This is a genomic window from Streptomyces sp. NPDC044704 (genome assembly GCF_056433525.1).
In genome coordinates this window covers 48018-71361 of the sequence record NZ_JBWKGY010000013.1, presented here as the reverse complement: position 1 = coordinate 71361, position 23344 = coordinate 48018, and the positions used below count along the sequence as shown (strand labels likewise).

Below are 23344 nucleotides of genomic sequence, written 5' to 3'. Positions count from 1 at the left end.
GCTCTCCTCCAGGTGCGGGTGTGCACTGCTGCGCGGGGGCGGCCCGGGACGTGGTCCTGAGCGCCCGCTCACCCGGCCCATGCTACTTGTGGGTAACCAATGTGCACACCCCCTCCCCGAGGAGCGGCGAAGGTCACACTGCCAGGCGTCCCGCCACCGGCTCCGGAACCGGCCCGTCGGCCATCGCCGAGGCCATGACCCCCGAGGAACGCAGCACGTCCGCGACGAAGGCCCGGCGGCCGACCCCCAGCGCGCGCAGCGCCGGGCCGTGGTCGACGGCCACCACGACGGCCGCCCCCGCGAGCAGCCCCCGCCACCCGGCGGTCACCGCGCGCCGCACGGGCCGGGGGAGCGGGGCCAGCCCCTCGTTCAGGCGCCGGCAGTGGAAGGGGACGTGCCGCTCCTCGTCGGCCAGCAGCCGGCGCGCCACCTCCGAGGCCAGCGGATCGGGACTGCCGTCGCGCAGGGCCCGGTAGTACCGCAGGGACACCACCTCGGCGACCATCAGCACGAGCAGCTCCAGCTTCAGGCCCATCAGCCGGCGCAGCCGGACGAACGCGGCGTCGCTCCAGTGCCCGTCCAGGGTCCCCGCGCCGCCGGCGGCCAGCAGCAGCGCCAGCATCCGGGCGTGGTTCTGCTCCTCGGCGACGAACAGCCGCACCGCCGCCGCGTACGTGGTGTCGCCCGCGCGCTCCGCCTTGCCGGTCAGGGCCGAGCCGTCGCCGTCCTCGCCCACCTGGAACTTCTGGACGCTGCGGACGATCTCGGCGGGCAGCCGCGCGCCGTGCCCCCAGTCGGGATCTCCCAGCGCCGCGCGGCGCTCCCGCTCGGCCTCGAACTCGTCCACCCATGCCGCGTACCCGGTTTTGATCATGTTCAAGAAACTAGCGATTGTTGAGCGTGTTCAAAAGGCCTTGTGTGTCATGGCCGCGTAACAGAAGGGGCGGCCGGCGGGACCGCGGCGCCGCGCCGGAAAACGGAGAACCCCCGGCCGGGGGCCGGGGGTTCGCGTGGGCGACGGGACGTGCGGGATCAGGCGGTGGCCGCGAGGGCCGTCACCAGGGCCGCCGTGACCTGCTCGATCTGCCAGGGGCGGGCGCCGTGGCCGGCGAGGGCGTCGCCCACCGAGGCGGCGTCCAGCCGCTGCGGCGGCTCCCAGCACAGCCGGCGCACCGTGTCCGGGGTGATCAGGTTCTCCTGCGGCAGGTTCAGCCCCTCGGCGAGCGCCGAGACGGCCGTTCGGGCGGCCGACAGCCGGGCCGCGGCGGCCGGGTCCTTGTCCGCCCAGGAACGCGGCGGCGGCGGACCCGCCGGAGTGGCGCCGGGCTGCGGCAGCTCGTTCTCGGGCAGTGCCTTCGCCCGGTCCACGGCGGCCATCCACTGGTCCAGCTGACGCCGGCCCATCCGCTGTCCGTACCCGGGCAGGGCCGAGAGCGCGTGCACGTTCGCCGGAAGGGCCAGGGCCGCCTCGACGATCGCCGCGTCACCCAGCACCTTGCCGGGCGACACGTCCCGGCGCTGGGCGATCCGGTCGCGGGACTCCCACAGTTCCCGTACGACGGCCATCTGCCGGCGCCGGCGCACCTTGTGCATCCCGGAGGTGCGGCGCCACGGGTCCTTGCGCGGCGGGGCGGGCGGGGCGGAGGCGATGGCGTCGAACTCCTGGTGGGCCCACTCCAGCTTGCCCTGGCGGTCCAGCTCCTTCTCCAGCGCGTCCCGCAGGTCCACCAGCAGCTCCACGTCCAGGGCGGCGTAGCGCAGCCACGGCTCCGGAAGCGGGCGGGTGGACCAGTCGACGGCGGAGTGGCCCTTCTCCAGCACGTAGCCGAGCACGCTCTCGACCATCGCGCCGAGTCCGACCCGGGGGAAGCCGGCGAGCCGGCCGGCGAGCTCGGTGTCGAACAGGGAGGTGGGCGTCATGCCTATTTCGCGCAGGCACGGCAGGTCCTGGGTGGCGGCGTGCAGGATCCACTCGGTGCCGGACAGGGCCTCGCCCAGCGAGGAGAGGTCGGGGCACCCGACGGGGTCGATCAGCGCGGAGCCGGCGCCTTCGCGGCGCAGCTGCACCAGGTAGGCGCGCTGGCCGTAGCGGTATCCGGAGGCGCGTTCGGCGTCGACCGCCACGGGCCCGGTACCGGCCGCGAAGGCCGCGACCACCCGGGCGAGGGCGTCCGCGTCGGCCGCGACCGGGGGAATGCCCTCGCGGGGCTCCAGCAAGGGGGTCGGCAGCCCGTCGGACGAAACCGTGTCGTCCGGGGGGCCGCCCCCGGTGGTGGTGCGCAGGTCTGCTGCGGTCTCTTGGGCGTCGGTCACCGGTCAAGGGTATCCGTGGATGTGACGCGCCCGTCGCCGGAACGTTCCGTCGACGGGCGCGAGGGGGAGGGGCGGGCGGTTCCCGGGGTTCGCCGGCGGTTCTCCCGGAGGTCTCCGGCCGGCACGGGAGACTCCCTAGTGGATGATCCCGGTCCGCAGGGCGACGGCGACCATCCCGGCCCGGTCGCCGGTGCCCAGCTTGCGGGCGATCCGGGCGAGGTGGGACTTGACGGTGAGGGCGGACAGGCCCATCGAGACGCCGATGGCCTTGTTGGACTGGCCCTCCGCGACGAGGCGCAGGACCTCGACCTCGCGGCCGGAGAGCTCTCGGTAGCCGCCCGGGTGGCTCGGGGCACCCGGGGGGCGGCGGTGCATGCGGGCGGCGGCGGCACCGATGGGGGCGGCGCCGGGCCTGGTGGGGAGCCCGATGTTGGTGCGCGTACCGGTGACGACGTAGCCCTTCACTCCGCCCGCGAGGGCGTTGCGCACGGCGCCGATGTCGTCGGCGGCGGACAGGGCCAGGCCGTTCGGCCAGCCGGCGGCCCGGGTCTCGGAGAGCAGGGTGAGACCGGAACCGTCGGGCAGGTGTACGTCGGCCACGCAGATGTCGCGCGGGCTGCCGACGCGGGGGCGGGCCTCCGCGATGGACGACGCCTCGATCACGTCACGGACTCCGAGGGCCCACAGGTGGCGGGTCACGGTGGAGCGGACGCGCGGGTCGGCCACGACGACCATAGCCGTCGGCTTGTTCGGGCGGTAGGCGACCAGGCTTGCGGGCTGCTCGAGAAGAACGGACACCTAGGCCTCCTGGGGGAGTGGCGGGACGGGCCGGCTCGGGGAAGGAAGCCGGTGCGAACCGTGCGGATGGTCACTGACTCCTTCGGCACGTCACCCGCCCGGCTTTAGGGAATGATCACGATTTAGTGAGTAACAATTCGGGCAATTCGGACGCACGATCGATCAGTGGGTGATCAGAAGCCCGCAACGGATGCGCTGTTCTGACACTCCGTGACGGACCCGGCCGGCCGTTCGCGGCGCGCGCGTGCGGCCGGACGGCCCCGCCGGGTACCTCGGCTACGGGTGGTGCGGACCGCGCCGCTGTGGCAGGGACACCACGCCCGTGACGGTGTCCGTCGGCCCGACCGGGGGCAGCCCCGCGATCTGGCACAGCAGCTCGCACCAGGCGGACAGGTGGGCCGAGGTGTCCGGCACCCCTCCCACCCCCTCCCGGGGCGTCCAGGAGGCCCTGATCTCGATCTGGGTCGCGGGCCGCCGCTCCGAGAGCCCCCCGAAGTAGTGGGAGCTCGCCATGGTCACCGTCCCGCTCGGCTCCCCGTACGTCAGCCCGCGCGCGTCCAGCGCGCCGGTCAGCCAGGACCAGCACACCTCCGGGAGGAGCGGGTCCGCGGCCATCTCCGGCTCCAGTTCCGCCCGTACGAGCGTCACCAGGCGGAAGGTCCCGTGCCAGGCGTCGTGCCCGGAGGGGTCGTGCAGCAGGATCAGCCGGCCGTCGGCCAGATCGTCCTCGCCGTCGACGACCGCCGCCTCCAGGGCGTAGGCGTACGGCGCCAGTCTCTGCGGCGGCTTCGTCGGGTCGATCTCGATGCCCGGGCGCAGCCGCGCCTTCCTCAAGCCCTCGACCGCCCGCCGGAACGGGAGCGGGACGGAGCTCTCCTTCGCGCTGTCCACACCGTCAGCGCCATCTGAAAATCGTCCCTGAGCCGCAGCCATGCCGGGAAGACTAGGCGGAACGAGCGCCCGTACGGCGCAGGGACACCCGCGCCGGGCCGGGCACTTCTTCATACGTGCGAAGATTCGGGTCGTGAGTGCCAACCACCGCCCCGCGGGCCCGCCGAGTCAGACGTACGATTCCGCCTTCCTGAAGGCGTGCCGGCGGGAACCGGTCCCGCACACGCCCGTGTGGTTCATGCGGCAGGCGGGGCGCTCGCTCCCGGAGTACCGCAAGGTGCGCGAAGGCACGGCCATGCTGGAGTCCTGCATGCGCCCCGACCTGGTCACGGAGATCACCCTGCAGCCCGTGCGGCGCCACAAGGTGGACGCGGCGATCTTCTTCTCCGACATCGTCGTCCCGCTCAAGGCCATCGGCGTCGACCTGGACATCAAGCCGGGCATCGGCCCGGTCGTCGCCCAGCCGATCCGCCGCCGCGAGGACCTCGCACAGCTGCGCGACCTCACCCCGGAGGACGTCACCTACGTCACCGAGGCGATCGGCATGCTCACGGGTGAACTGGGCTCCACGCCGTTGATCGGTTTCGCCGGCGCGCCGTTCACCCTCGCGAGCTACCTCGTCGAGGGCGGACCGTCCAAGAACCACGAGCACACCAAGGCCCTGATGTACGGGGACCCGGAGCTGTGGGCGGACCTGCTGGACCGCCTCGCGGAGATCACCTCCGCCTTCCTCAAGGTCCAGATCGAGGCCGGCGCCTCCGCCGTCCAGCTCTTCGACTCCTGGGTGGGCGCCCTGGCCCCGGCGGACTACCGCCGCTCGGTGATGCCCGCGTCGGCGAAGGTCCTGGAGTCCGTCGCCTCGTACGGGGTCCCGCGCATCCACTTCGGCGTGGGCACGGGCGAGCTCCTCGGCCTCATGGGCGAGGCCGGCGCGGACGTCATGGGCGTCGACTACCGGGTCCCGCTGGACGAGGCCGTCCGCCGCGTCGGCCCCGGCAAGGCGCTCCAGGGCAACCTGGACCCGGCGGTGCTCTTCTCCACCCCCGAGGCCGTCCGGGCCAAGACCGACGAGGTCCTCGCGGCCGCGGCGGGCCTGGAGGGCCACGTCTTCAACCTCGGCCACGGCGTCCTGCCGACCACGGACCCGGACGCGCTGACCCGCCTCGTGGAGCACGTCCACACCAGGACGGCCCGCTGACACCCCGCCGCCCCCCACCAGGGGCGGCACCCGCGCGCCGCAGGACACCGTCCTGCGGCGCGCCGGCGCATCCGGACCCGTCGGGCCGGGACGTCAGACGGCCGACCTGACCGCCGAGACGGCCTTGCGGGCCGCCACCAGGACGGGGTCCCAGACCGGGGAGAAGGGCGGGGCGTAGCCCAGGTCCAGGGAGACGACCTGTTCCACCGTCATGCCCGCGGTGAGGGCGACGGCCGCGGCGTCCACCCGCTTCGCCGCGCCCGCGCCGCCGACGATCTGGACGCCCAGCAGGCGGCCCGTACGGCGCTCGGCCAGCATCTTGACCGTCATCTCCGCCGCGTCCGGGTAGTAGCCCGCCGTGTTGGTGGAGGTGATGGTGGCCGTCACGAAGCGCAGGCCCGCCTCCCGGGCGTCCCGCTCGCGCAGTCCGGTCCGGGCGATCTCCAGGTCGCACACCTTGCTCACCGCCGTCCCCACCACCCCGGGGAAGGTGGCGTAGCCGCCGCCCACGCCCGAGCCGATGACCTGGCCGTGCTTGTTGGCGTGCGTGCCCAGCGGAATGTGCCGGGTGCGGCCCGCCACCAGGTCCAGGACCTCCACGCAGTCGCCGCCCGCCCAGACGTCCTCGTACCCGCGCACCCGCATCGAGAAGTCCGTCAGGATGCCGCCCGACGTGCCCAGCGGCAGTCCCGCCTCCCGGGCCAGGGCCGTGCGCGGCTCCACGCCCATGCCGAGCACCACCACGTCGGCCGGGTACTCCTCGCCGGCCTCCGTGGTCACGGCGCGGGCCCGGCCCTCCCCGTCCGTCAGGATCCCCGTCACCGCGGCCCGGGACACCGTACGGATGCCCATGCCGTTCATCGCGGTGTGCACCAGGCCGCCCATGTCCGGGTCGAGGGTGGCCATGGGCTGCTCGCCGCGGTGCAGGACGGTGACCCCGAACCCCCGCCGGACCAGGGCCTCGGCCATCTCCACGCCGATGTAGCCGGCGCCGACGACGACCGCCCGGCGGCCGGGCGCGCGTTCCAGGTCGGCCACGAGACGCCGGCCGTCGTCGAGGGACTGCACCCCGTGCACGCCGTGCGCGCCGATCCCGGGCAGCCGGGGGCGGACCGGCCGGGCGCCCGTCGCCAGGACCAGCTTGTCGTACTCCGTCCACAATTCGGTCCCGGAGTCCAGATCGCGGGCACGGACCCGGCGCCCGTCCAGGTCCAGCTCCACGACCTCCGTGCGCATGCGCAGGTCGATGTCCCGCGCGCGGTGCTCCTCGGGGGTGCGGGCGACCAGGTCGTCCCGCTCGGCGACCAGGCCGCCGACCCAGTACGGGATCCCGCACGCGGAGTACGAGGTGAAGTGCCCGCGCTCGAAGGCGGTGATCTCCAGCTCCGCCGGGCCCTTCAGCCGCCGGGCCTGTGACGCGGCGGACATGCCCGCCGCGTCACCGCCGACCACCACCAGTCGTTCCGTCGCCATCGTCCGCCCCGTTCCGTGCCGTTCACCCCGTGCCGGGCTGACGGGGACACGCTACGGGCGGCCGCGCGCTCAGCGGTCCACATCCGCCTCCGTCCCGGTGGAGGCGGGGCTTCCCGCCGGCGCGGCGGGGGCGGCGGGGGCGGCCGGCGCGGCCGGGGTCTGGCGCGGGACCCAGGTCGGGGCGGGGCCCGTCCGCGGCTTCGCCGGCCGGATCCCGCGGTACGCGCGGAAGGCGAGCAGCAGCAGGGCCGCCGTCACCGCGAACGGCAGGACGGCGGCGAGCGCGATGAGCACGTACCGCAGGAGGGTGGTGAACACCGACCATCCTCCGGCCAGCGCGTCACCGAAGCCGGTCCGCTCCTTCTCCTTCTTCTTCTCCGCCGGGGCGGAGGGCTCCGACACCGCCACGGTGATCGTGCCGAGCGCGGTCTGGTCCTTCAGCGCGTTCTGCTGCGCCAGCAGCGACTCCAGGTCGGCCTGGCGCCGGCTCAGCTCGCTCTCCAGCATCACCACGTCGCTCAGCGCCGAGGCCCGGTCCATCATCTCCCGCACCCGGACCACGCTGGCCTGCTGGGACTTGACCCGGCTGTCCACGTCGGCGACCTTCTCGGTGACGTCCCGCGCCTCGACCTTGCGGTGCAGCAGCTTCCCGCTGCCCTCCAGGGCGCCGATCACCGCGTCGAAACGCTCGCCGGGCACCCGCAGGGTCACCGTCGAGGTCATCCGGCCGTCCTTGCCGCGCTCGGTGGACTCGTTCCCGACGTAGCCGCCCGCGCCCTCCGCCGCCGTACGGGTCGCCGCCAGGGCCTTCTGCGGTTCGGCCGTCTCGATGCCCAGCGAGCCGGTGCGGATGACGTGCGGGCGGACCGCGACGGGCGCCTGCGGGGCCTTGGCGTCCGCCGCCGCCGGGGGAGCGGCCGCCTCGGCCCCCGGCTTGCCGGCGGCCTCGGCCCCCTTCGGCGCGGCCACGGCCCTGTCCGAGGAGGACGCGGCGCCGTCGGCCCCGCAGCCGGTCAGCGCGAGGGCCCCGGCCAGGGACAGGGCGGCGACGGCCGCCGCCGTACGGTGTCTGTGGAGCGTGCGCATGGTGAGTACCCCCCGAGGGATCGGCCAGTGTCGCCGGTTCGACGTACAGCGTCCCGTTCCCGGTTTCGCACACGCGGTCCCGAGCCGGTCCCGATGAGGTCACGGTCCGGCCTCACCGGCCGGTCTGAGACGATGTGTCCATGCACGAAGCGGACACGCGTACGGACCGGCCGGGAGCCCCGGCCCACGTCGTCGTCATCGGGGGCGGGATCGCGGGCCTCGCCGCGGCCCACCGGCTGCTCTCCGACGGCCTCCGCGTCACCCTCCTGGAAGCCGGACCACGCCTCGGCGGCAAGCTCCACGCCGGTGAACTCGCCGGCCTCCCCGTCGACCTCGGCGCCGAATCCGTGCTCGCCCGCCGCCCCGAGGCCGTGGAACTGGCCCGGGCCGTGGGCCTCGCCGACGCCCTCCAGCCGCCCGCCACCGCCACCGCCCACCTGTGGACCCGCGGCGCCCTGCGCCCCATGCCGCGCGGCCACGTCATGGGCGTCCCCGCCGAACCGGGCCCGCTCGCCGCCTCCGGGGTGCTCTCCGCCGAGGGACTGGCCCGCATCGAGGCCGAGCACGCGCTGCCCCCCACCGAAATCGGCGAGGACGTCGCCGTCGGCGAGTACGTCGCCGCCCGCCTCGGGCACGAAGTCGTCGACCGGCTCGTGGAACCCCTCCTCGGCGGGGTCTACGCCGGCAACGCCTACCGCATCTCGATGCGGGCCGCCGTGCCCCAGCTCTTCGACGCCGCCCGCGCGCACCCCCTGCTGAGCGAGGCCGTACGGGACGTCCAGGCCCGCGCGGCCCGTCAGCCGCAGACCGCCGGCCCCGTCTTCGCCGGCATCGACGGCGGCATCGGACGCCTGCCCGTGGCCGTCGCCGAAGCCTGCCGGGCCGCCGGGGCCGACCTGCGCACCGCCGCCCCCGTCCGCGAGGTCCTGCGCACGGCCACGGGCTGGCGGGTGGTGACCGGCACCGAGACCGTCGAAGCCGACGCCGTCGTACTGGCCACCCCGGCCGGCCCCACCGCCGACCTGCTGTCCGGCCTCGCCCCGGCGGCCGCCGCCGAACTGCGCGGGGCCGAGTACGCCTCCATGGCGCTGGTCACCATGGCCTTCCGCCGCTCGGACCTGCCCGCCGCCGTCACCGGGGGCGAGGCCAGCGGATTCCTCGTACCGCCCGTCGACGGCCGCACCATCAAGGCGTCCACCTTCTCCAGCAACAAGTGGGCCTGGGCCGGGGCCGATCCGGACCTCTTCCTGCTGCGCACCTCCGTCGGCCGGCACGGCGACGACCACGACCTGAAGCGGGAGGACGCCGAACTCGTCGACGTCTCCCTCGCCGACCTCGGCGAGGCCGTCGGCCTCGGCGCCCGGCCCGTGGCCTCCACGGTCACCCGCTGGGACCGCGGACTGCCCCAGTACCCCGTCGGCCACCTCGCCGGCGTCGCCCGGATCCGCGCCGCCGTCGCCGCCCTGCCCGGCCTGGCCGTGTGCGGCGCCCTCTACGACGGGGTCGGCATCCCGGCCTGCGTCGCGAGCGCGGGGAAGGCCGCCGATGTGGTGATCGCCTCGTTGGCCACCCCTGGCGCAGACCACTGATCAGCACACGGGACAATGGACACATGACTGCACCGGAGAAGATTCCCAACGCGGGGAAGAAGGCGAAGGACCTCAACGAGGTCATTCGCTACACCCTGTGGTCCGTCTTCAAACTGAAGGACGTCCTCCCGGAGGACCGCACCGGCTTCGCCGACGAGGTCCAGGAGCTGTTCGACCAGCTGGACGCCAAGGACATCACGGTCCGCGGCACCTACGACGTCTCCGGCCTGCGCGCCGACGCGGACGTCATGATCTGGTGGCACGCCGAGACCGCGGACGAGCTGCAGACCGCGTACAACCTGTTCCGCCGCACCAAGCTGGGCCGCGCCCTGGAGCCGGTCTGGTCGAACATGGCGCTGCACCGCCCCGCCGAGTTCAACAAGTCGCACATCCCGGCCTTCCTGGCCGACGAGGTCGCCCGCGACTACGTCAGCGTCTACCCCTTCGTGCGCAGCTACGACTGGTACCTGCTGCCCGACGAGGACCGCCGCCGCATGCTCGCCGACCACGGCAAGATGGCCCGCGGCTACCCGGACGTGCGTGCCAACACCGTCGCCTCCTTCTCCCTGGGCGACTACGAGTGGATGCTGGCCTTCGAGGCCGACGAGCTCTACCGCATCGTCGACCTCATGCGTCACCTGCGTGCCTCCGAGGCCCGTATGCACGTCCGTGAAGAGGTGCCCTTCTACACCGGGCGCCGCAAGTCCGTCGCCGATCTGGTGGCCGGACTCGCCTGATACCTCCCCTGGGGGGAAGGACCGGAGGACTCGACCTCCTCCGGGGATCGGGAGGCACTGCCCCCGAATCGACGCAGCCGGAGACCCCGCCCGGAAGTTCAGACGACTGGCGGCAGCAGCGCCCTGGGAGCGCTTGCTGCCCGGTCGTCCAGCGACACCGGTGCGGGCTCCGGATGCGGCGCACACGCGGTGCGCCACCCCGGAGTGGCGCCCGTCAGCAGGTACCGCTCCACCCGCCGGTCCACGCACGCGTTGCGTCCGCCGGCCACCCCGTGCGCGCCCGCCCCCACCTCGGTGACCAGCGCCGCCCGCGGCCCGAGCCGCCGTTGCAGCTCCAGCGCGCCCCGGTGGGGCGTCGCCCCGTCCCGCTCCGCCGCCACGATCAGCGTCCCGGGGAGCCCGGCCGGCGGGGACCCGGCCCGCGCCGCCGCCGGCGCCCCGACCGCCACCGGCCGCTGCCGTTCCGGTACCGGCCAGAAGGCGCAGGGCAGGTTCAGGAAGGCGTTCGCCCAGGTCTCGAAGGGCGCCCGGACCGCCAGCTCGGTGTTGTCCCGGTCCCAGGTCTCCCAGTCGGCGGGCCAGGGCGCGTCGTTGCAGAGCACCGCCGTGTACACGGCCGTCGCGTTCGCCGCCTCCGCCGCCGACTCCGGGCGCGGGCCCGCCTGTTCGGCCAGCGGCCCCGGATCGCCCCGCAGGAAGGCCGCCAGGGCCGCCGCCCGGTCCGGCCAGACGTCGTCGTAGTAGGCGGCCTGGAGGTACGCCGCGTGCAGTTCGCCCGTACCGACGACCCCGCCCGCCGGAGTCCGGGCCACGGCCGCGCGGACCCGCTCGTAACTCGCCTGCACGGCCCGCGCGGTCGCGCCGAGCCCGTACGCGGCGTGGTGGCGGGCGGCCCACGTCCGGAAGTCGGCCCAACGGCGCTCGAAGCCGGGGGCCTGGTCGAGGTTGTTGCGGTACCAGACGCGCCGCGGGTCCGGATTCACCGCCGAGTCGAACACCATGCGCCGCACGTGCCCCGGGTACAAGGTGGCGTACACCGCCCCCAGGTAGGTGCCGTACGAGGCCCCCATGAAGGTGAGCCGCTCCTCGCCGAGCGCGGCGCGCAGCACGTGCAGGTCCCGGACGTTGTTCAGGGTCGTGTAGTGCGCCAGCGCTCCGCCGGCCCGTCGCCCGCAGCCGAGGGCGTACGTCCGGGCCGCGGCGACCCGCTCCCGCTTGTACGCGGCCGACGGCACGGCCGGGACCTGGGTCGGGCCGGCCGGCCGTGCGTCCGGGTCCCGGCAGGACAGCGGGGCGGAACGGCCGACCCCGCGCGGGGCGTAGCCGACGAGGTCGTAGGCGGCGGCGACGCCCCGCCAGGCCGGGACCCCCGCGAACAGGGGGAAGTGCATCCCGGAGGCCCCGGGGCCGCCCGGGTTGTAGACGAGCGCGCCCTGCCGGGGGACGCCCCCGCGGCCGGTCGCCGGGACCCGGCTGACGGTGAGGGTGATCTGGGGGCCGTCGGGGCGCGCGTAGTCGAGGGGGACGCGCAGGGCGGCGCACCGCACCCGGCTGGGGAGTTCCTCGACCGGGGCGCAGGGGCCGAAGCCGAGCCCGCCGCGCCCGTCCGGGGCGTCGGGGGCCGCGCGGCGGGCGGCGAGCGCGGCCCCGGCGTCCTCGGCGGCGGTCCCGGCGGCTCCGGCCCCGGCTCCGGCCCCGGCCGGGCCGGGCGGCGGGGCGGGGTCCGCGAAGGCCGGGGCGGGCAGGCACAGGGCGAGGGAGAGCGCCGCCGCGGCGGCTCCGTAGCGTCCGGGCGTCGTCCGCATGGCGGCTCCTTCGTCTCATCGGCTGGTCCGATGAGATGCCGGGCCGGACGCCCTGTACAGGCGCACCGCCGGACGCCCGGCGCAATGCCCCCGTTGCCTCCCGATCCGCCCCCGGTTGCCGTAGGCGGGGGCGGGCCGGCCGTCAGGCGAGGGCCGCCCGCAGGCCGGGATCGGTCACGGCCCGCACCCCGTGCACGGCCACCGCGGTGAGGGGGTCCGCCGGGCCGTCCGCGCGCTGCAGTTCGACGAGCAGCCGCCGGCCCGAGGGGGACGCCCACGGGGAGTGGCGGTGCCCTTCGAAGCGGGCGACGGCCAGGCAGGTCAGGGTGAGGAGCAGCGGCAGCGAGAACCACCACAGCACGGTCGCCGTGGCGCCCGCGCCCGAGGGGGCCGCCGCCAGTGAGGCGGCGGCCAGGACGAGCACCAGCCCGGTGGCCCGGCGGACCGCCCGGAGGCCGTCCGCGAGGGCGCCCCGCACCGCGTCGGAGACGGTGAGCCCGGCCGAGGCCAGCCGGTCCGCGAGGTCCCGTACGGCCCGGTGCCCGGCCGCCGCCGCCCGCAGCGCCCTGACCGGGGACTGCCCGTCGGGGCCGAACGCGCCCAGCAGGTCCCGCTCGTGGGGGTCCCGCCCGACTGGATCGACGACGGTCGCCCAGCCGGTGTGGGCGAGCAGCAGCCGCCGCCGGCGCTCCATGGACAGCAGCGTCACCACCGCGACCCGGTCGGGGCCGCCGGCCAGGTAGGCGGCCTCGTACAGGCTCAGCCGGTGGTCGACGACGACGCTCCCGTCGGGACCGGCGGCCTCGGTCGAGGCGCGCAGGAGCCGGACGCAGGCCGCCAGTACGCCGGCCCACGCCAGCAGGAGGAACAGGACCCAGAACATGCTTGATTTCTACAGGGCGTTGACGCCCCCGGGCAGGGGTGGCGCGCTCCCGTGAGCAGCCCGTGACGTCCCGGTGACGGGCCGGACCTTCAGGAGCTGCTGCTCCCGCAACTGGAGCTGGAGGAACTGCCACAGCTGGATCCGCCCGACGAACAGCTCGAACCGCCCGACGAACAGCTGGACCCGCCCCCGCCCCCGCCCCCGCAGCCGCCGCCCGAGGACCCGCAGCCCCCGCCCGAGCCGCAGCCGGATCCGCCGCCGCCCCCGCCGCCGTCGGAGGCCGCGCACCAGACCACCGGGACCACCCAGGCGTCGGAGGGCCCGGACGAGGAGTGCGCCCGGTGCGGCCGCGCCCCGGACTGGGCCGCGGCGAGCCGCGCCTCGCGGGCGGCGGGCACCAGGTGCGAGCGCAGGTACGGGTCCTGAAGACCGCGCAGCCCGAACAGGGCGGTCTGCACGTGCGGGGCGGGGTCGCCCAGGTGCTGTGCCCGGACCTCCCGGAGCGCGGCCTGCCCGGCGGGGGTGATGCGCAGGCCGGCCCGCTTCGCGTACACGACGCCCGTGACCAGGCCGCCGACCAGGACGGGGAACACGGCGAAGGCGAACGGCACCCCGCCACCGGCGTCCAGGGCGATGGCGACGAAGGTGACGACCGGTGACAGGAGGACCAGTACCCCGCACGCCACGGCCTGGACCACGCCCCAGCGCCGCAGGCCGCGCCCCGAACCGGGTTCGGCGACCAGGCCGCGGGCGGCCAGCGCGTCCCCGGTCTCCTGCACGGCCGGGTCGAGCATGGCGGCGTAGCGCACCTGGTAGAGCCACCCCGAGGGGGCCGCCCGCAGGGCCAGCAGCACGGCCCGCTCGGCCGGGTCGTTGGCCCGCGCCCCGGACCGGGCGTGGACGATGCCCGGTCCGCCGATCACCAGCCGGCCGTCGCCGAGCAGGGACACGAGCGCGGCGTCGACGACGGCGCCGGGGCCGCCCGCCAGGAAGGCGGCCTCGGACAGGTCGTGCAGCCGCGGCGCGGGCCCGGTCACCAGGGGCCGGGCGCGGCGCAGGGAGCGTACGAGCAGGACGGTGGAGGTGACGACGGCGATCCAGACGGCGGCGGCGAGGACGTTCACGCGGATCTCCCCACCAGGGCGCGGGCCCAGCGGACGATGCGGCGGGGCGGCCGCGCCCCGGAGCGGTCCCGCCACCAGGAGGTGAGCCGGCGGCGGGCGGCCGGGTCGGCCGGCAGGTCCTGGATGAGCAGGTGCTCGGCGAAGTCCAGGGCGTCGCGGCGGTATCCGCCCGTCATCGGGCGGTGCCGGGCGTAGGCGAGGAAGGCCGTGCGGTACGCGTCGGCGCCGCCCAGGATCCCGGGCAGTTCCGGTGCGATCTTCGCGATCACCGAGGCGCGCTTGGCGGCCAGGGCCCGGGCCTGTACGCGGATCCGCTGCCGGTCGAAGCCCTCGGGTACGGGCGTTCCGGCGACCAGCGCCGACAGCAGGGCCGCCTGACCGAGCCCCACCCGGGTGCGCGCGGCCCCGGTGTCCCCGTCGGCGCCCTCCTTCGCGGGGGCCGGCTCCTTCGCGGTGGCGGGCTCCTCCGTGGCGGCCGGCTCGGCCGGTGTCCGCGGCCGCCCGGTGCCCGCGCGGTCCACCACGCCGCGGATCCGCTCCAGTTCCCCCGCCAGCTCCGCCTCCGGCGGGAAGTCGTCGTCGCGCTCCAGCAGGACCCCCGGCGGGGCGACCCGCTCGCGCAGCTGCGCGAGCACGTCGAGCACCACCGGCGGCACGGGGTGCGCGTGGGTGTCGTGCCAGACGCCGTCGCGCTCCACGCCCCCGGCGACGTGCACGTAGGCCAGCGCCTCCAGCGGGATCGCGTCGAGGACGGCGGCCGGGTCCTCGCCGCGGTTCACCCGGTTCGTGTGCAGGTTGGCGACGTCGATGAGGAGCCGTACGCCGGTCCGCTCGACCAGCTCCGTCAGGAACTGCCCCTCCGTCAGCTCCTCCCCGGGCCACGAGACGAGCGCGGCGATGTTCTCCAGCGCCAGCGGCACGGGCAGCGCGTCCTGGGCGATCCGCACGTTCTCGCACAGCACGGCCAGGGCGTCGCGGGTGCGGGGCACGGGCAGCAGGTGCCCCGCCTCCAGGACGGGCGAGGAGGTGCGTACGAAGGCGATGTGCTCGGTGACCAGCGGCGCCCCCAGCGCCACCGCCCGCTCCCCGAGGTCGGCCAGCTTGCGGACGTCGGGACGGTCGGCTCCGCCGAGCCCCAGCGAGACCCCGTGCGGGACGACGCGGACGCCGCGCTCGCGCAGTCGCAGCAGGCTGGGGTGCAGGTGGCCCGGACAGGCGTTCTCGGCCACCACCTCGACCCAGTCCAGGCCCGGCAGCCGTTCGACCGCCTCCGCGATCTCCGGCCGCCAGCCGATGCCCACCCCCAGGTGTGCCATGGGCTTCATGTCCCCCCGCCCCCTTTCGTCCGATCCCCCGGACCGTGTGTCGGTGTCATGGCCCGGACGGAGCCCGGCCAACCCGCCGGAGGGGACGTTCAGAGCTACATTTGAGGTTCCCCCGGCCGTCTCGGGCGGTGTCTACGCGGTGCCGTCGAGCCGTGCCCGCAGCGCCGGATGGTCGGCGACCACCGTGCAGGAGCCCGGCGCGATCTCCGTGAACCCGGCGTCCCGCACCACCGGCAGCCCGCTCCCGCCGAGCTCGGCCCACCGCTCGCGCGGTGCCGTCCGTACGGCCAGTGCGAAACCGGAGTCCCGCCAGGCCGTCCGTTCGGCCGGGGTCAGCTCCCACCAGGCCAGCTGCGCCCCGTGCCCGGCCTGGGCCATCGCCTTGCCGGCCGACATGCCGAGGTCCGGGTTGAGCCACAGCACCGGGAGCCCGGAACCCGCCGGGGGGACCGGCCCCGGGTCGTCCAGGTCGGTGCCGGACACCTGGAGCTTCGCCAGCTCCTTGGGCCAGCCGTCCAGCGGCACCGGCGGGAACACCCGCACCTGCGAGGAGCCGCCGTGCACGGTGACGCCCGGCAGGGCCTCCGCCTTGCGCCACTCCGCCCCGCGCGCCCGCCGGACCACCTTGCGGATCCGGGCGTCCTGCCAGTCGCGCACCGCCCCGGCCCACTCGCCCTCGCCGTGCGACCGCTCGTCCGACAGCAGGACCAGCACCGCGCGGGCCGCCGTCTCCAGCGCGTCCGTCCGGGCCGGCGGCTCGGCCTTCTCGATCCGCACCACCAGCGGCAGGACGAACTGCGGGGCCTCGTCGCGTCGTACGTGCTGCTGACGGAAGGGGCTGTCCGCCCCGACCGCGGGTACCTCACCGGGCACGTCCGGGGATACGTCTGCGGTCTCGTTCGTGTGCGGGCTGCTCATCCTGCCAAGGATGCCAGCCTCCGACTTGAGGAGGATGTTCCGGGTCCGTCCGACGGGCGAGGATCTTCTCCATGAAGAGCGACCTTTTCGCGTCCGAGAACCTGGCCCAGCAGTCCGCCGCGCCGGGCATGACCCTGCAGAACGCCAAGTCCGTCAAGTACACCGTGAACGGAGAGGTGCTCGCCCGTCAGGGCGCGATGATCGCCTTCCGGGGGAACCTCCAGTTCGAGCGCAAGGGCCAGGGCATAGGCGGCATGCTCAAGCGGGCCGTCACCGGCGAGGGGCTCGCGCTGATGTCCGTACGCGGCCAGGGCGAGGCCTGGTTCGCGCACCAGGGCGGCAACTGCTTCATAGTCGACTTCGAACCCGGCGACGCGCTGACCGTCAACGGCCGCAACGTCCTGTGCTTCGACCCGACGCTCTCCTACGAGATCAAGATGGTGAAGGGCGCCGGCATGACCGGCGGAGGCCTCTTCAACAGCCTCTTCACCGGCACCGGGAAGCTCGCCGTCGTCTGCGACGGCAGCCCGATCGTCATCCCGGTCACCCCGCAGGCACCGGTGTTCGTCGACACGGACGCCGTCGTCGGCTGGAGCGCCGCGCTGGAGACCGGCCTGCACCGCTCCCAGTCGGTCGGCTCCATGATCCGCGGCGGCTCCGGCGAAGCCGTCCAGCTGAAGCTGAGCGGCGAGGGCTTCGTCATCGTCCGCCCCAGCGAACTCACCGAATCGACGACGTCCCACTGACCCCGCTGCGCCTGACCGGAGTGGGCCGCCGTCACGGCAGGCGGCGGCCCTGGATCCTGCGCGGGGTCACGCTGGAACTGCCCCCCGGCGCCCTCGTCCGCGTCGAAGGCGGCAACGGCGGCGGCAAGTCCACCCTGCTGCGCCTCCTCGCGGGCATCGACGCCCCGACCGAGGGACGCGTCACCGGCCGCCCCCGCCGCACCGCCTACGTTCCCGAACGCTTCCCGGTGGCCCTGCCGCTGACGGCCTCGGCCTACCTGACCCACATGGGCCGGATCCAGGGCCTCCAGGGCGCCGAGGCGGCCCGCCGCGCGGCCGCCGGCCTGGAGCGCTTCGGCGCCTCCGGCCACGCCCGCACCCCGATGGCCGAGCTGTCCAAGGGGACCAGCCAGAAGGTCGCCGTGGCCCAGGCGCTCCTCGCGGGGCCGGAGCTCCTCGTCCTGGACGAGGCCTGGACCGGGCTGGACGTGCCCGCCCGCGCCGAGCTGGACCGGGCCGTCGCCGAACGCACCGCCGCCGCGGGCACGGTGGTGTTCGTCGACCACGATCCCGCACGTCTCGCGGCCCTGCCCGCCGTCCGGTACCGGGTCGGCGCCGGGGCCGTGGTGCCGGTGACGGCGGCGGGGACCGGGCCACGCGTACGGATCCACGCGGTGGGACCCCCGGGCAGCGCCCCGCCCCCGGGCCTGGCCGCGGCCGCGGCCCCCGGCGGCGGGGTCCTACTTACGGTGGACGCCGCCCGCTCCGACCGCGTGCTGCGCGAACTGCTCACCGCGACCCCGCCCTGGCACGTCCGTACCGTGGAGGAACTGCCGTGACCGCCCTGATCCGCTATCAGGGCGCGCTCCTGCTGCGCTCCCAGCGCTGGATCGCCCCGCTGGCCGTCTACGCCGCCTTCGTCGCCGTCGGGATCCGGCCCGGCGACCCGGCGCTGGACTCGCTCGGCTACGCGGCCGCCGGCCTGGTCCCGCTGACGGCCTGGACCGTGCGGATCTGCGTGGCCGCCGAGCCCCCGGCCGCACGGGCCTGTGCCGCCGCCGCTGCCGGTGCGCCGCGCGTGCACGCCGCCGCCCTGCTGACCGCTCTCGCCGGAGCGCTCGCAGCCGGTGCTGCGGCCGTGGCCGCCGTTCTCCTGCTCGGCGACCTCGCGGGCGCGGCCCCCGCCCGGACGGCCGTGGCAGGGGTGGTCGCGGTATCGGTGTGCGCGCTGACGGGGGCGGCCGTCGGCGCGCTGTGTGCCAGGCCGCTGGTGCGCGGGCGCGGGCTCGGGGTCCTCGCCGCGGGCACCGGATCCCTGCTGGCCCTGGTGCTCGCGCCCTCCCCGGCCCGGACCGCGGTCTCCGCGCTGGTCACGGGCGCGCGTTCGGGCCGGGCGGAACTCCCGCTGGGCGCCCTGGCGGGGGCGCTGCTGCTGGCCGGGGCGGTGGGCGCGCTGGCCTGCCTCGGTGGGGGGCGGCGGGGTGAGTAGGCTCGTACGCATGGAGCAGCCGCAGGAGAACGCGTCGTACTGTCCCGCCCCGGCCGCGCCCGCCGGGCGGGTGCCCGGGCCGCCGTACGCCGACTGCGTGGAGTGCGGCGAGCCCACCGAGTACGGGGTCGCGACCCCGGGCGTGGTGCTGTGCCCGGTGTGCGAGTGGCAGGACGCGCAGCGCACCGCCTGCTCCGGCTGACCGGGCGGCGCGCCGCGGCTACTTCCCGATCAGGTCCGAGACCTTCACGAAGCGGTACCCGCGCTTGCGGAGCTCCGGGACGATCTTCTGGACGGCCTGCTCGGTGACGGGGGCGGCGCTGCGCGTGCAGTGCATGACCACCACCGAGCCGGGCTTGACCCCGGCGAGGACCTGCTCGGCCACCGCGTCGGGGTCCCGCGCGAAGGCGTCCCCGCTGACCACGTCCCACTGGACGGCGGTGACCTTGGCCGCGCTCAGGGAGCGCAGCGCCCGGTCGTCGTAGCAGCCGCCGGGGAAACGGAAGTACGGCACCGTGTTCACCGCGCCGGCCGTGCGGAACGCCGCGAAGGCCCGGTCGACGTCGGCCCGGGCGGCCTCGTCGTCGAGCGCGGGGAGTCCGTAGCAGGGCGACTTGAAGGCGTGGTGGCTGTACGAGTGGTTCGCGATCTCGAAGTTCGGATCGGTGCCGATGGCCTGGGCCTGGTCGGGGTACTCCTCCGCCCAGCGGCCGGTCATGAAGACCGTCGAGGGCACCTGGAGCCGGCGCAGGGTGGAGATCAGCTCGGGGTTGTCGAATCGTTCCCCCGAGGCGGCGCGCGGCCCCTGGTCGGAGGTCATGTCGGCGTCGAAGGTCAGGGCGACGGTCTTGTCGCTGCGCTGCCGCGCCCGCTCGAAGACGGGGGTCAGGCCGTTCGGGCCGGGGGCCATGGTCGGGGCCCTGCCGGGCGGGCCGGGCTGCGGGGAGACACCGGGAGAGACGCCGGGGGAGACGCCGGGAGAGGCGCCGGCGGAGGACGAGGGGGCGGTGGCCGCGGGGCTGCCCATACGGGCCTGGCCGCCGCCCGGGGACGGGGCGGCGCCGCCCGCGCATCCCGCGAGGGCGGCACCGAGTACGGCCACGACGGCCGCGTTGCGCACAGAAGTGGTCACGTAGGCAAAATATATGACTATGTGGCAATCAGACGGGTACGGCACTCCTCCACGTCGAAGTCACCCGGCGGGTACGCCGGAGCCATCTCCTCCAGGTGCTCCAGCAGGAGCGTGCTGACGGCCCAGTTCCGGTACCACTTGCGGTCCGCGGGGACGACGTACCAGGGCGCCTCCCGCGTCGAGCAGCGCCCCAGTGCCAGCTCGTACGCCTGCTGGTACGCGGGCCAGGCGCTGCGCGCCTCGATGTCGTCCGGACTGAACTTCCAGTGCTTGTCCGGATCGTCGAGCCGCGCCAGGAGCCGCTCGCGCTGCTCCTCGTAGCCGAGGTGCAGGAAGACCTTGACGACGGTCACCCCGTCGTCGGTGAGGTCCTGCTCGAACCGGTTGATCTCGGCGTAGCGGCCCTCCAGCTGACCGGGCGGCACCAGCTCGCGCACCCGGGCCACGAGGACGTCCTCGTAGTGCGAACGGTCGAAGATGCCGATCTCGCCCGGCAGGGGGAGGGCCTTCGCGACGCGCCACAGGAAGGGGTGGTCCAGCTCCTCGGGCGTGGGCGCCTTGAAGGCCTTGATGCGGCAGCCGGACGGGTTGAACAGGCCGATCACGTGCTTGACCGTGCCGCCCTTGCCGCTGGTGTCCATGCCCTGGAGGACGAGCAGCAGCCTGCGCCGGTCGCCCGCCGTGCTCGCCGCGTACAGCCGTTCCTGGAGGGAGGCGAGCCGTTCGGCCATCCGGGCCGTCGCGGCCACTCCCGTCGCCTTGTCGGAGGGTCCGGCGGGTCCCGCCGCCGTACCGAGGGCCGCCAGGTCCACCCGTCCGCCGGGCGGCACGCGCAGCAGCGGGCCGAGGGCCTGGCCGGAGCCCCCGTGCCGGACGGCCGGGTGCCCGCCGCTCTTCCCGTCCGACCCCGTTCCCTTGTCCTTCTTGCTCACCGTCACCTACCCCAATCCCGTCGGTTGCGTCCGATCCTCCGGCAGGGCGAACGGGTCCGCGACACGGCGGGACGGGGCCGCGGGCGATGCCCGGCCGCAACGCCGTTGTGGGAAAGAGGGTTTGAATTCGTGACTCCGATTGGGTAGACAGGTGGACGATTGCACGATGCGAGTGCGAAGAGGCGACGACTGAAGATCGATCTTCCGGGGGCGGATCAGAAGTGACGGACCACGTACCGATCAATCCGTGCACGATCCCGCAGTTCACCGGCGACTTGGCGTCGCTGGAGCTGGACAAGGCGAAGCTGACGACGGCGGCGGGCACGTTCCGCGATGCCGGGTCGAACGTGGATTCCGAGTTCCAGGGGCTGTCGGCGTTCTACTCGGCGCCGGAGGCGGCGAAGCTGTTCGCGACGACGAAGCCGGTCAAGACGGACAGTGACTTCTTCGCGGACCAGCTGGAGTCGGCGGCGAAGGCGCTGGGCGAGTACGTCACCGAGGCGCGGCCGATCGTGGCGCGGCTGAAGGAGCTCCAGGCGAAGGCGACGGCCTTCACGAGCAAGATCAGCGGGGACGAGCACTGGAAGGACGACGGGGACAAGATCGACGAGAACAACGATCTGATCCACGACGTCAACGCCGCGGTGTCCGCCTTCTGGGCCGCCGAGCGGACCTGCGCCAACAAGATCCGGGCCCTGTACTGCGCGCCGCCCCTGACGGCCGACGACGGTTCGCACGGCGCGAACATGTACGGCTACAAGGGCGAGGACCTGAACAAGGCGCAGGACCTGCCGTGGGGTTCGCAGCTGGAGGAGACCCACCGGGCGTGGGAGGTCGGGTACTGGGTCAAGTCCTTCGTATGGGACGGCCTGATCGTCGACGGCATCTGGGGCACGGTCCGGGGCCTGGGCACGCTGGTCGGCGTCGACGGCTGGGACGCGGCGGGACAGGCCTGGACGGGCCTGGCGAAGCTGGCGACCGGTCTGGCGATCACCTCGATGCCGGGCGTGGGCACGGCGTTCTGGACGGCCGACGAGAAGGACCTGCCGGGCTGGCTGCGGGATTCGCGTACCGCCATGAAGGAGACCGGCAAGGCGCTGGTCGCGTGGGACGAGTGGGGCAAGAACCCGGCCCGGGCGGCCGGAGCGGTCACCTTCAACGTCCTGACGACGGTCTTCACGGGCGGCGCGGGCGCGGTGGCCAAGACGGGTGCGGTGGCGAAGGTCATCGGCGTGGCGGGCAAGGCCGGCAGGCTGATCGACCCGATCACGTACATCGGCAAGGCGGGCTCCCTGGCGAAGCTGAAGATCGGCGACCTGTTCGCGAACTTCGGCAAGGCCGACGGGGCCTTCCCGAGCGTCGACGACGTGGTGTGGCGGGACATCCCGAAGGCGCAGGCTCCCGAGGGCGTCACCTTCCCGCACCCGGACGACACGGTCCGGCTGCTGGACGACTCGCTGGGCCGGCCGCAGTACTACGACAAGACCACCAACCAGCTGCTGGACCACACGGGCGCCCCCAAGCAGGACCTCACCTCGGTCCCGAAGGGACCGGACCACCCCCTGGCCGAGACCCCGGTTCGCGAGCCGGTCCCGGTCGGCGCCCCGGCCCACTCGGTGGCCGGCACGGCCGACAACGCCGCCCACACCCCCGGCGGCGCGGCCACCCACACCCCCGGCGGAGTGGCGGACAACACCCCCGGCGGCCTCGCCGACAACACGCCGCGCAACAGCCACACCGAACCCGGCGGTGGCGGCGGCACGCACGGCGGCGGCCGGGACACGACCCCCACGGGCGGCGGCGCGCACCACACCGACACCCCCTCGACGGGCGGCCGCGGCGACGGGGTTCCGCACCAGGGCGGCGCCGGCGTCCCGGACGGCCTCGGGCACGGCCCGGGCGGCGGCGGGGGCATCCCCCACCAGGGCGGCGGAGTCCCGGACAACCTCGGCCACGAGCCCGGCGGCGGCGCGGGCCACGGCACCGACGGGGCGGGTCCGGCGGCTCCCGGCCACGGCGAGCCCCCCGCGCTCCCGCCGCACCGGGACAACGCGCACGACTACACGACCGCCGAGCGCAAGCAGATCATGGAGTACCAGGTCCACCGGGCGAACGACCCGACTGACGGGTACCGCCAGCAGTACTACAACAAGCTCGGACACCGGATCCGGATCGTGCCGGACCACACCGGACTCGTCCCGCCGCAGCTGGTCGAGGTCTCACCGGGCAAGTGGGTCCCGAAGTCGGAACTGCCGCCGCCGGTCCCGCCGAACTACCTGACCGACGCCAAGACGGTCGGGCACGAGCACCCCACGGTCACCAAGGAGATGACCGACAAGCTCGACGCGGCGGCGAAGGAGCGCCACGACGCCATGCAGGCGGACCGCAAGCCGCACACGGAATACACGGACGCCAAGGCGGCGCACAAGGCGGCGCCCACCGACGAGACCCTGGCCGCGATGGAAGAGGCCAGGGCCCGCCACAAGCCCTTCCACGAGGCGGTCTCGAAGAGGAGCGAGGAGTTCGGCGAGGCCATCGCCCGCGAGCACGCGATACCGAAGGAGTTCCCGGGCGCCAAGGAGGAGACGGTCTACGGCCCGGCGAACGGCAACGACCAGTTCGACCAGGTCTACCGGCACGGAGACCGGTACGTGGTGGTCGAGGCCAAGGGCAACGTCGGCACCGAGCTCGGTGAGCGGCGCATCGGCGCCGACCGGGTGTCGCAGGGCACCCGCGCGTACTTCGAGGACATCCTCAAGCAGATGGAGAAGCGCGCCAGGAAGGACCCGCGGGAGCAGGCGCTCTTCGACAAGCTCGACGCGGCCCTGAAGGCGAACAAGATCGACTACGTGGTGGTCAAGGGCGCCGACAACACGGGCACGTACACCGGGCATACCATCCAGCGGTTCGACATCAGCAAGTGACA

The 23344-nt window shown here is 74.7% G+C and carries 21 protein-coding genes; 8 read left to right on the top strand and 13 right to left on the bottom strand.

The window, feature by feature from the left end; translation table 11 throughout:
* Positions 1-133 precede the first annotated feature (133 nt).
* The 4 genes from AC07B0_RS27770 to AC07B0_RS27755 form a co-directional block, all read right to left on the bottom strand.
* On the bottom strand, positions 134-874 hold the full coding sequence (locus AC07B0_RS27770) for a ferritin-like domain-containing protein (RefSeq protein WP_469379299.1): 741 nt from the start codon (positions 872-874) through the stop codon (positions 134-136).
* A gap of 158 nt (positions 875-1032) precedes the next feature.
* Entirely contained in the window at positions 1033-2313 is a 1281-nt protein-coding gene (locus AC07B0_RS27765; protein WP_356878044.1) for a ribonuclease D, read from the bottom strand.
* 135 nt (positions 2314-2448) lie between these two features.
* Positions 2449-3111, bottom strand: coding sequence for a helix-turn-helix transcriptional regulator (locus AC07B0_RS27760; protein ID WP_007267191.1), 663 nt, complete (start codon positions 3109-3111; stop codon positions 2449-2451).
* Between the two features lie 276 nt (positions 3112-3387).
* Positions 3388-4044, bottom strand: coding sequence for a DUF3000 domain-containing protein (locus AC07B0_RS27755; RefSeq protein ID WP_356878043.1), 657 nt, complete (start codon positions 4042-4044; stop codon positions 3388-3390).
* Between the two features lie 91 nt (positions 4045-4135).
* Here AC07B0_RS27755 and hemE point away from each other — a divergent pair, with 91 nt between their 5' ends.
* Entirely contained in the window at positions 4136-5200 is a 1065-nt protein-coding gene (gene hemE, locus AC07B0_RS27750; protein WP_356878042.1) for a uroporphyrinogen decarboxylase, read from the top strand.
* Positions 5201-5293: 93 nt separating this feature from the next.
* Here hemE and AC07B0_RS27745 read toward each other — a convergent pair whose 3' ends face one another.
* Together AC07B0_RS27745 and AC07B0_RS27740 are read right to left on the bottom strand one after the other, a co-directional pair.
* Entirely contained in the window at positions 5294-6673 is a 1380-nt protein-coding gene (locus AC07B0_RS27745; RefSeq protein WP_478899137.1) for an FAD-dependent oxidoreductase, read from the bottom strand.
* A 69-nt stretch (positions 6674-6742) separates the two neighbouring features.
* Positions 6743-7759, bottom strand: a complete 1017-nt coding sequence (locus AC07B0_RS27740) for a DUF4349 domain-containing protein (protein ID WP_478899136.1) — start codon at positions 7757-7759, stop codon at positions 6743-6745.
* 140 nt (positions 7760-7899) lie between these two features.
* Here AC07B0_RS27740 and hemG point away from each other — a divergent pair, with 140 nt between their 5' ends.
* Both hemG and hemQ read left to right on the top strand, forming a co-directional pair.
* A complete protein-coding gene (gene hemG, locus AC07B0_RS27735) occupies positions 7900-9348 on the top strand; it encodes a protoporphyrinogen oxidase (RefSeq protein WP_478899135.1) in 1449 nt (482 codons plus the stop codon).
* A 23-nt stretch (positions 9349-9371) separates the two neighbouring features.
* Positions 9372-10085 (top strand): hydrogen peroxide-dependent heme synthase, encoded by a 714-nt coding sequence (hemQ, locus tag AC07B0_RS27730; protein ID WP_356878038.1) that lies wholly within the window; start codon positions 9372-9374, stop codon positions 10083-10085.
* 98 nt (positions 10086-10183) lie between these two features.
* On the opposite strand, the gene AC07B0_RS27725 is transcribed toward hemQ, so the two are convergent.
* The 5 genes from AC07B0_RS27725 to AC07B0_RS27705 all read right to left on the bottom strand — a co-directional run bounded on the left by AC07B0_RS27725 (position 10184) and on the right by AC07B0_RS27705 (position 16140).
* Positions 10184-11890 carry an alpha/beta fold hydrolase gene (locus AC07B0_RS27725; protein WP_478899134.1) on the bottom strand — a complete coding sequence of 569 codons (1707 nt, stop codon included), beginning with the start codon at positions 11888-11890 and terminating at the stop codon, positions 10184-10186.
* Positions 11891-12032: 142 nt separating this feature from the next.
* Complete coding sequence (locus AC07B0_RS27720; RefSeq protein ID WP_356878036.1) at positions 12033-12773, bottom strand: TIGR04222 domain-containing membrane protein; 741 nt, start codon at positions 12771-12773, stop codon at positions 12033-12035.
* An 89-nt stretch (positions 12774-12862) separates the two neighbouring features.
* A complete protein-coding gene (locus AC07B0_RS27715) occupies positions 12863-13897 on the bottom strand; it encodes a TIGR04222 domain-containing membrane protein (RefSeq protein WP_469379288.1) in 1035 nt (344 codons plus the stop codon).
* A complete protein-coding gene (locus AC07B0_RS27710) occupies positions 13894-15222 on the bottom strand; it encodes an MbnB/TglH/ChrH family RiPP precursor modification enzyme (protein ID WP_469379286.1) in 1329 nt (442 codons plus the stop codon). The genes AC07B0_RS27715 and AC07B0_RS27710 overlap by 4 nt, the downstream gene beginning before the upstream one ends.
* Positions 15223-15354: 132 nt before the next feature.
* Positions 15355-16140: an aminoacyl-tRNA hydrolase gene (locus AC07B0_RS27705; protein WP_356878033.1), complete on the bottom strand. Its 786-nt coding sequence runs from the start codon at positions 16138-16140 to the stop codon at positions 15355-15357.
* A 71-nt stretch (positions 16141-16211) separates the two neighbouring features.
* Between AC07B0_RS27705 and AC07B0_RS27700 the strand changes: the two genes are divergently transcribed.
* From AC07B0_RS27700 to AC07B0_RS27685, 4 genes are read left to right on the top strand one after another with little or no spacing between them, the layout of a single operon-like run.
* Complete coding sequence (locus AC07B0_RS27700) at positions 16212-16886, top strand: AIM24 family protein (RefSeq protein WP_356878032.1); 675 nt, start codon at positions 16212-16214, stop codon at positions 16884-16886.
* A 5-nt stretch (positions 16887-16891) separates the two neighbouring features.
* Positions 16892-17704: an ABC transporter ATP-binding protein gene (locus AC07B0_RS27695; RefSeq protein WP_469379435.1), complete on the top strand. Its 813-nt coding sequence runs from the start codon at positions 16892-16894 to the stop codon at positions 17702-17704.
* A complete protein-coding gene (locus AC07B0_RS27690; RefSeq protein ID WP_469379140.1) occupies positions 17701-18354 on the top strand; it encodes an ABC transporter in 654 nt (217 codons plus the stop codon). Before AC07B0_RS27695 ends, AC07B0_RS27690 begins: the two co-directional genes overlap by 4 nt.
* 10 nt (positions 18355-18364) lie before the next feature.
* On the top strand, positions 18365-18556 hold the full coding sequence (locus tag AC07B0_RS27685; RefSeq protein ID WP_356878031.1) for a hypothetical protein: 192 nt from the start codon (positions 18365-18367) through the stop codon (positions 18554-18556).
* Positions 18557-18574: 18 nt separating this feature from the next.
* Here the strand turns inward: AC07B0_RS27685 and AC07B0_RS27680 are convergent, their stop codons facing one another.
* Together AC07B0_RS27680 and AC07B0_RS27675 are read right to left on the bottom strand one after the other, a co-directional pair.
* On the bottom strand, positions 18575-19486 hold the full coding sequence (locus tag AC07B0_RS27680; RefSeq protein WP_478899133.1) for a polysaccharide deacetylase family protein: 912 nt from the start codon (positions 19484-19486) through the stop codon (positions 18575-18577).
* A gap of 17 nt (positions 19487-19503) precedes the next feature.
* Positions 19504-20325: a polyphosphate kinase 2 family protein gene (locus AC07B0_RS27675; RefSeq protein ID WP_356878089.1), complete on the bottom strand. Its 822-nt coding sequence runs from the start codon at positions 20323-20325 to the stop codon at positions 19504-19506.
* A gap of 314 nt (positions 20326-20639) precedes the next feature.
* Here AC07B0_RS27675 and AC07B0_RS27670 point away from each other — a divergent pair, with 314 nt between their 5' ends.
* Entirely contained in the window at positions 20640-23342 is a 2703-nt protein-coding gene (locus AC07B0_RS27670) for a hypothetical protein (RefSeq protein ID WP_478899132.1), read from the top strand.
* Positions 23343-23344 lie beyond the last annotated feature (2 nt).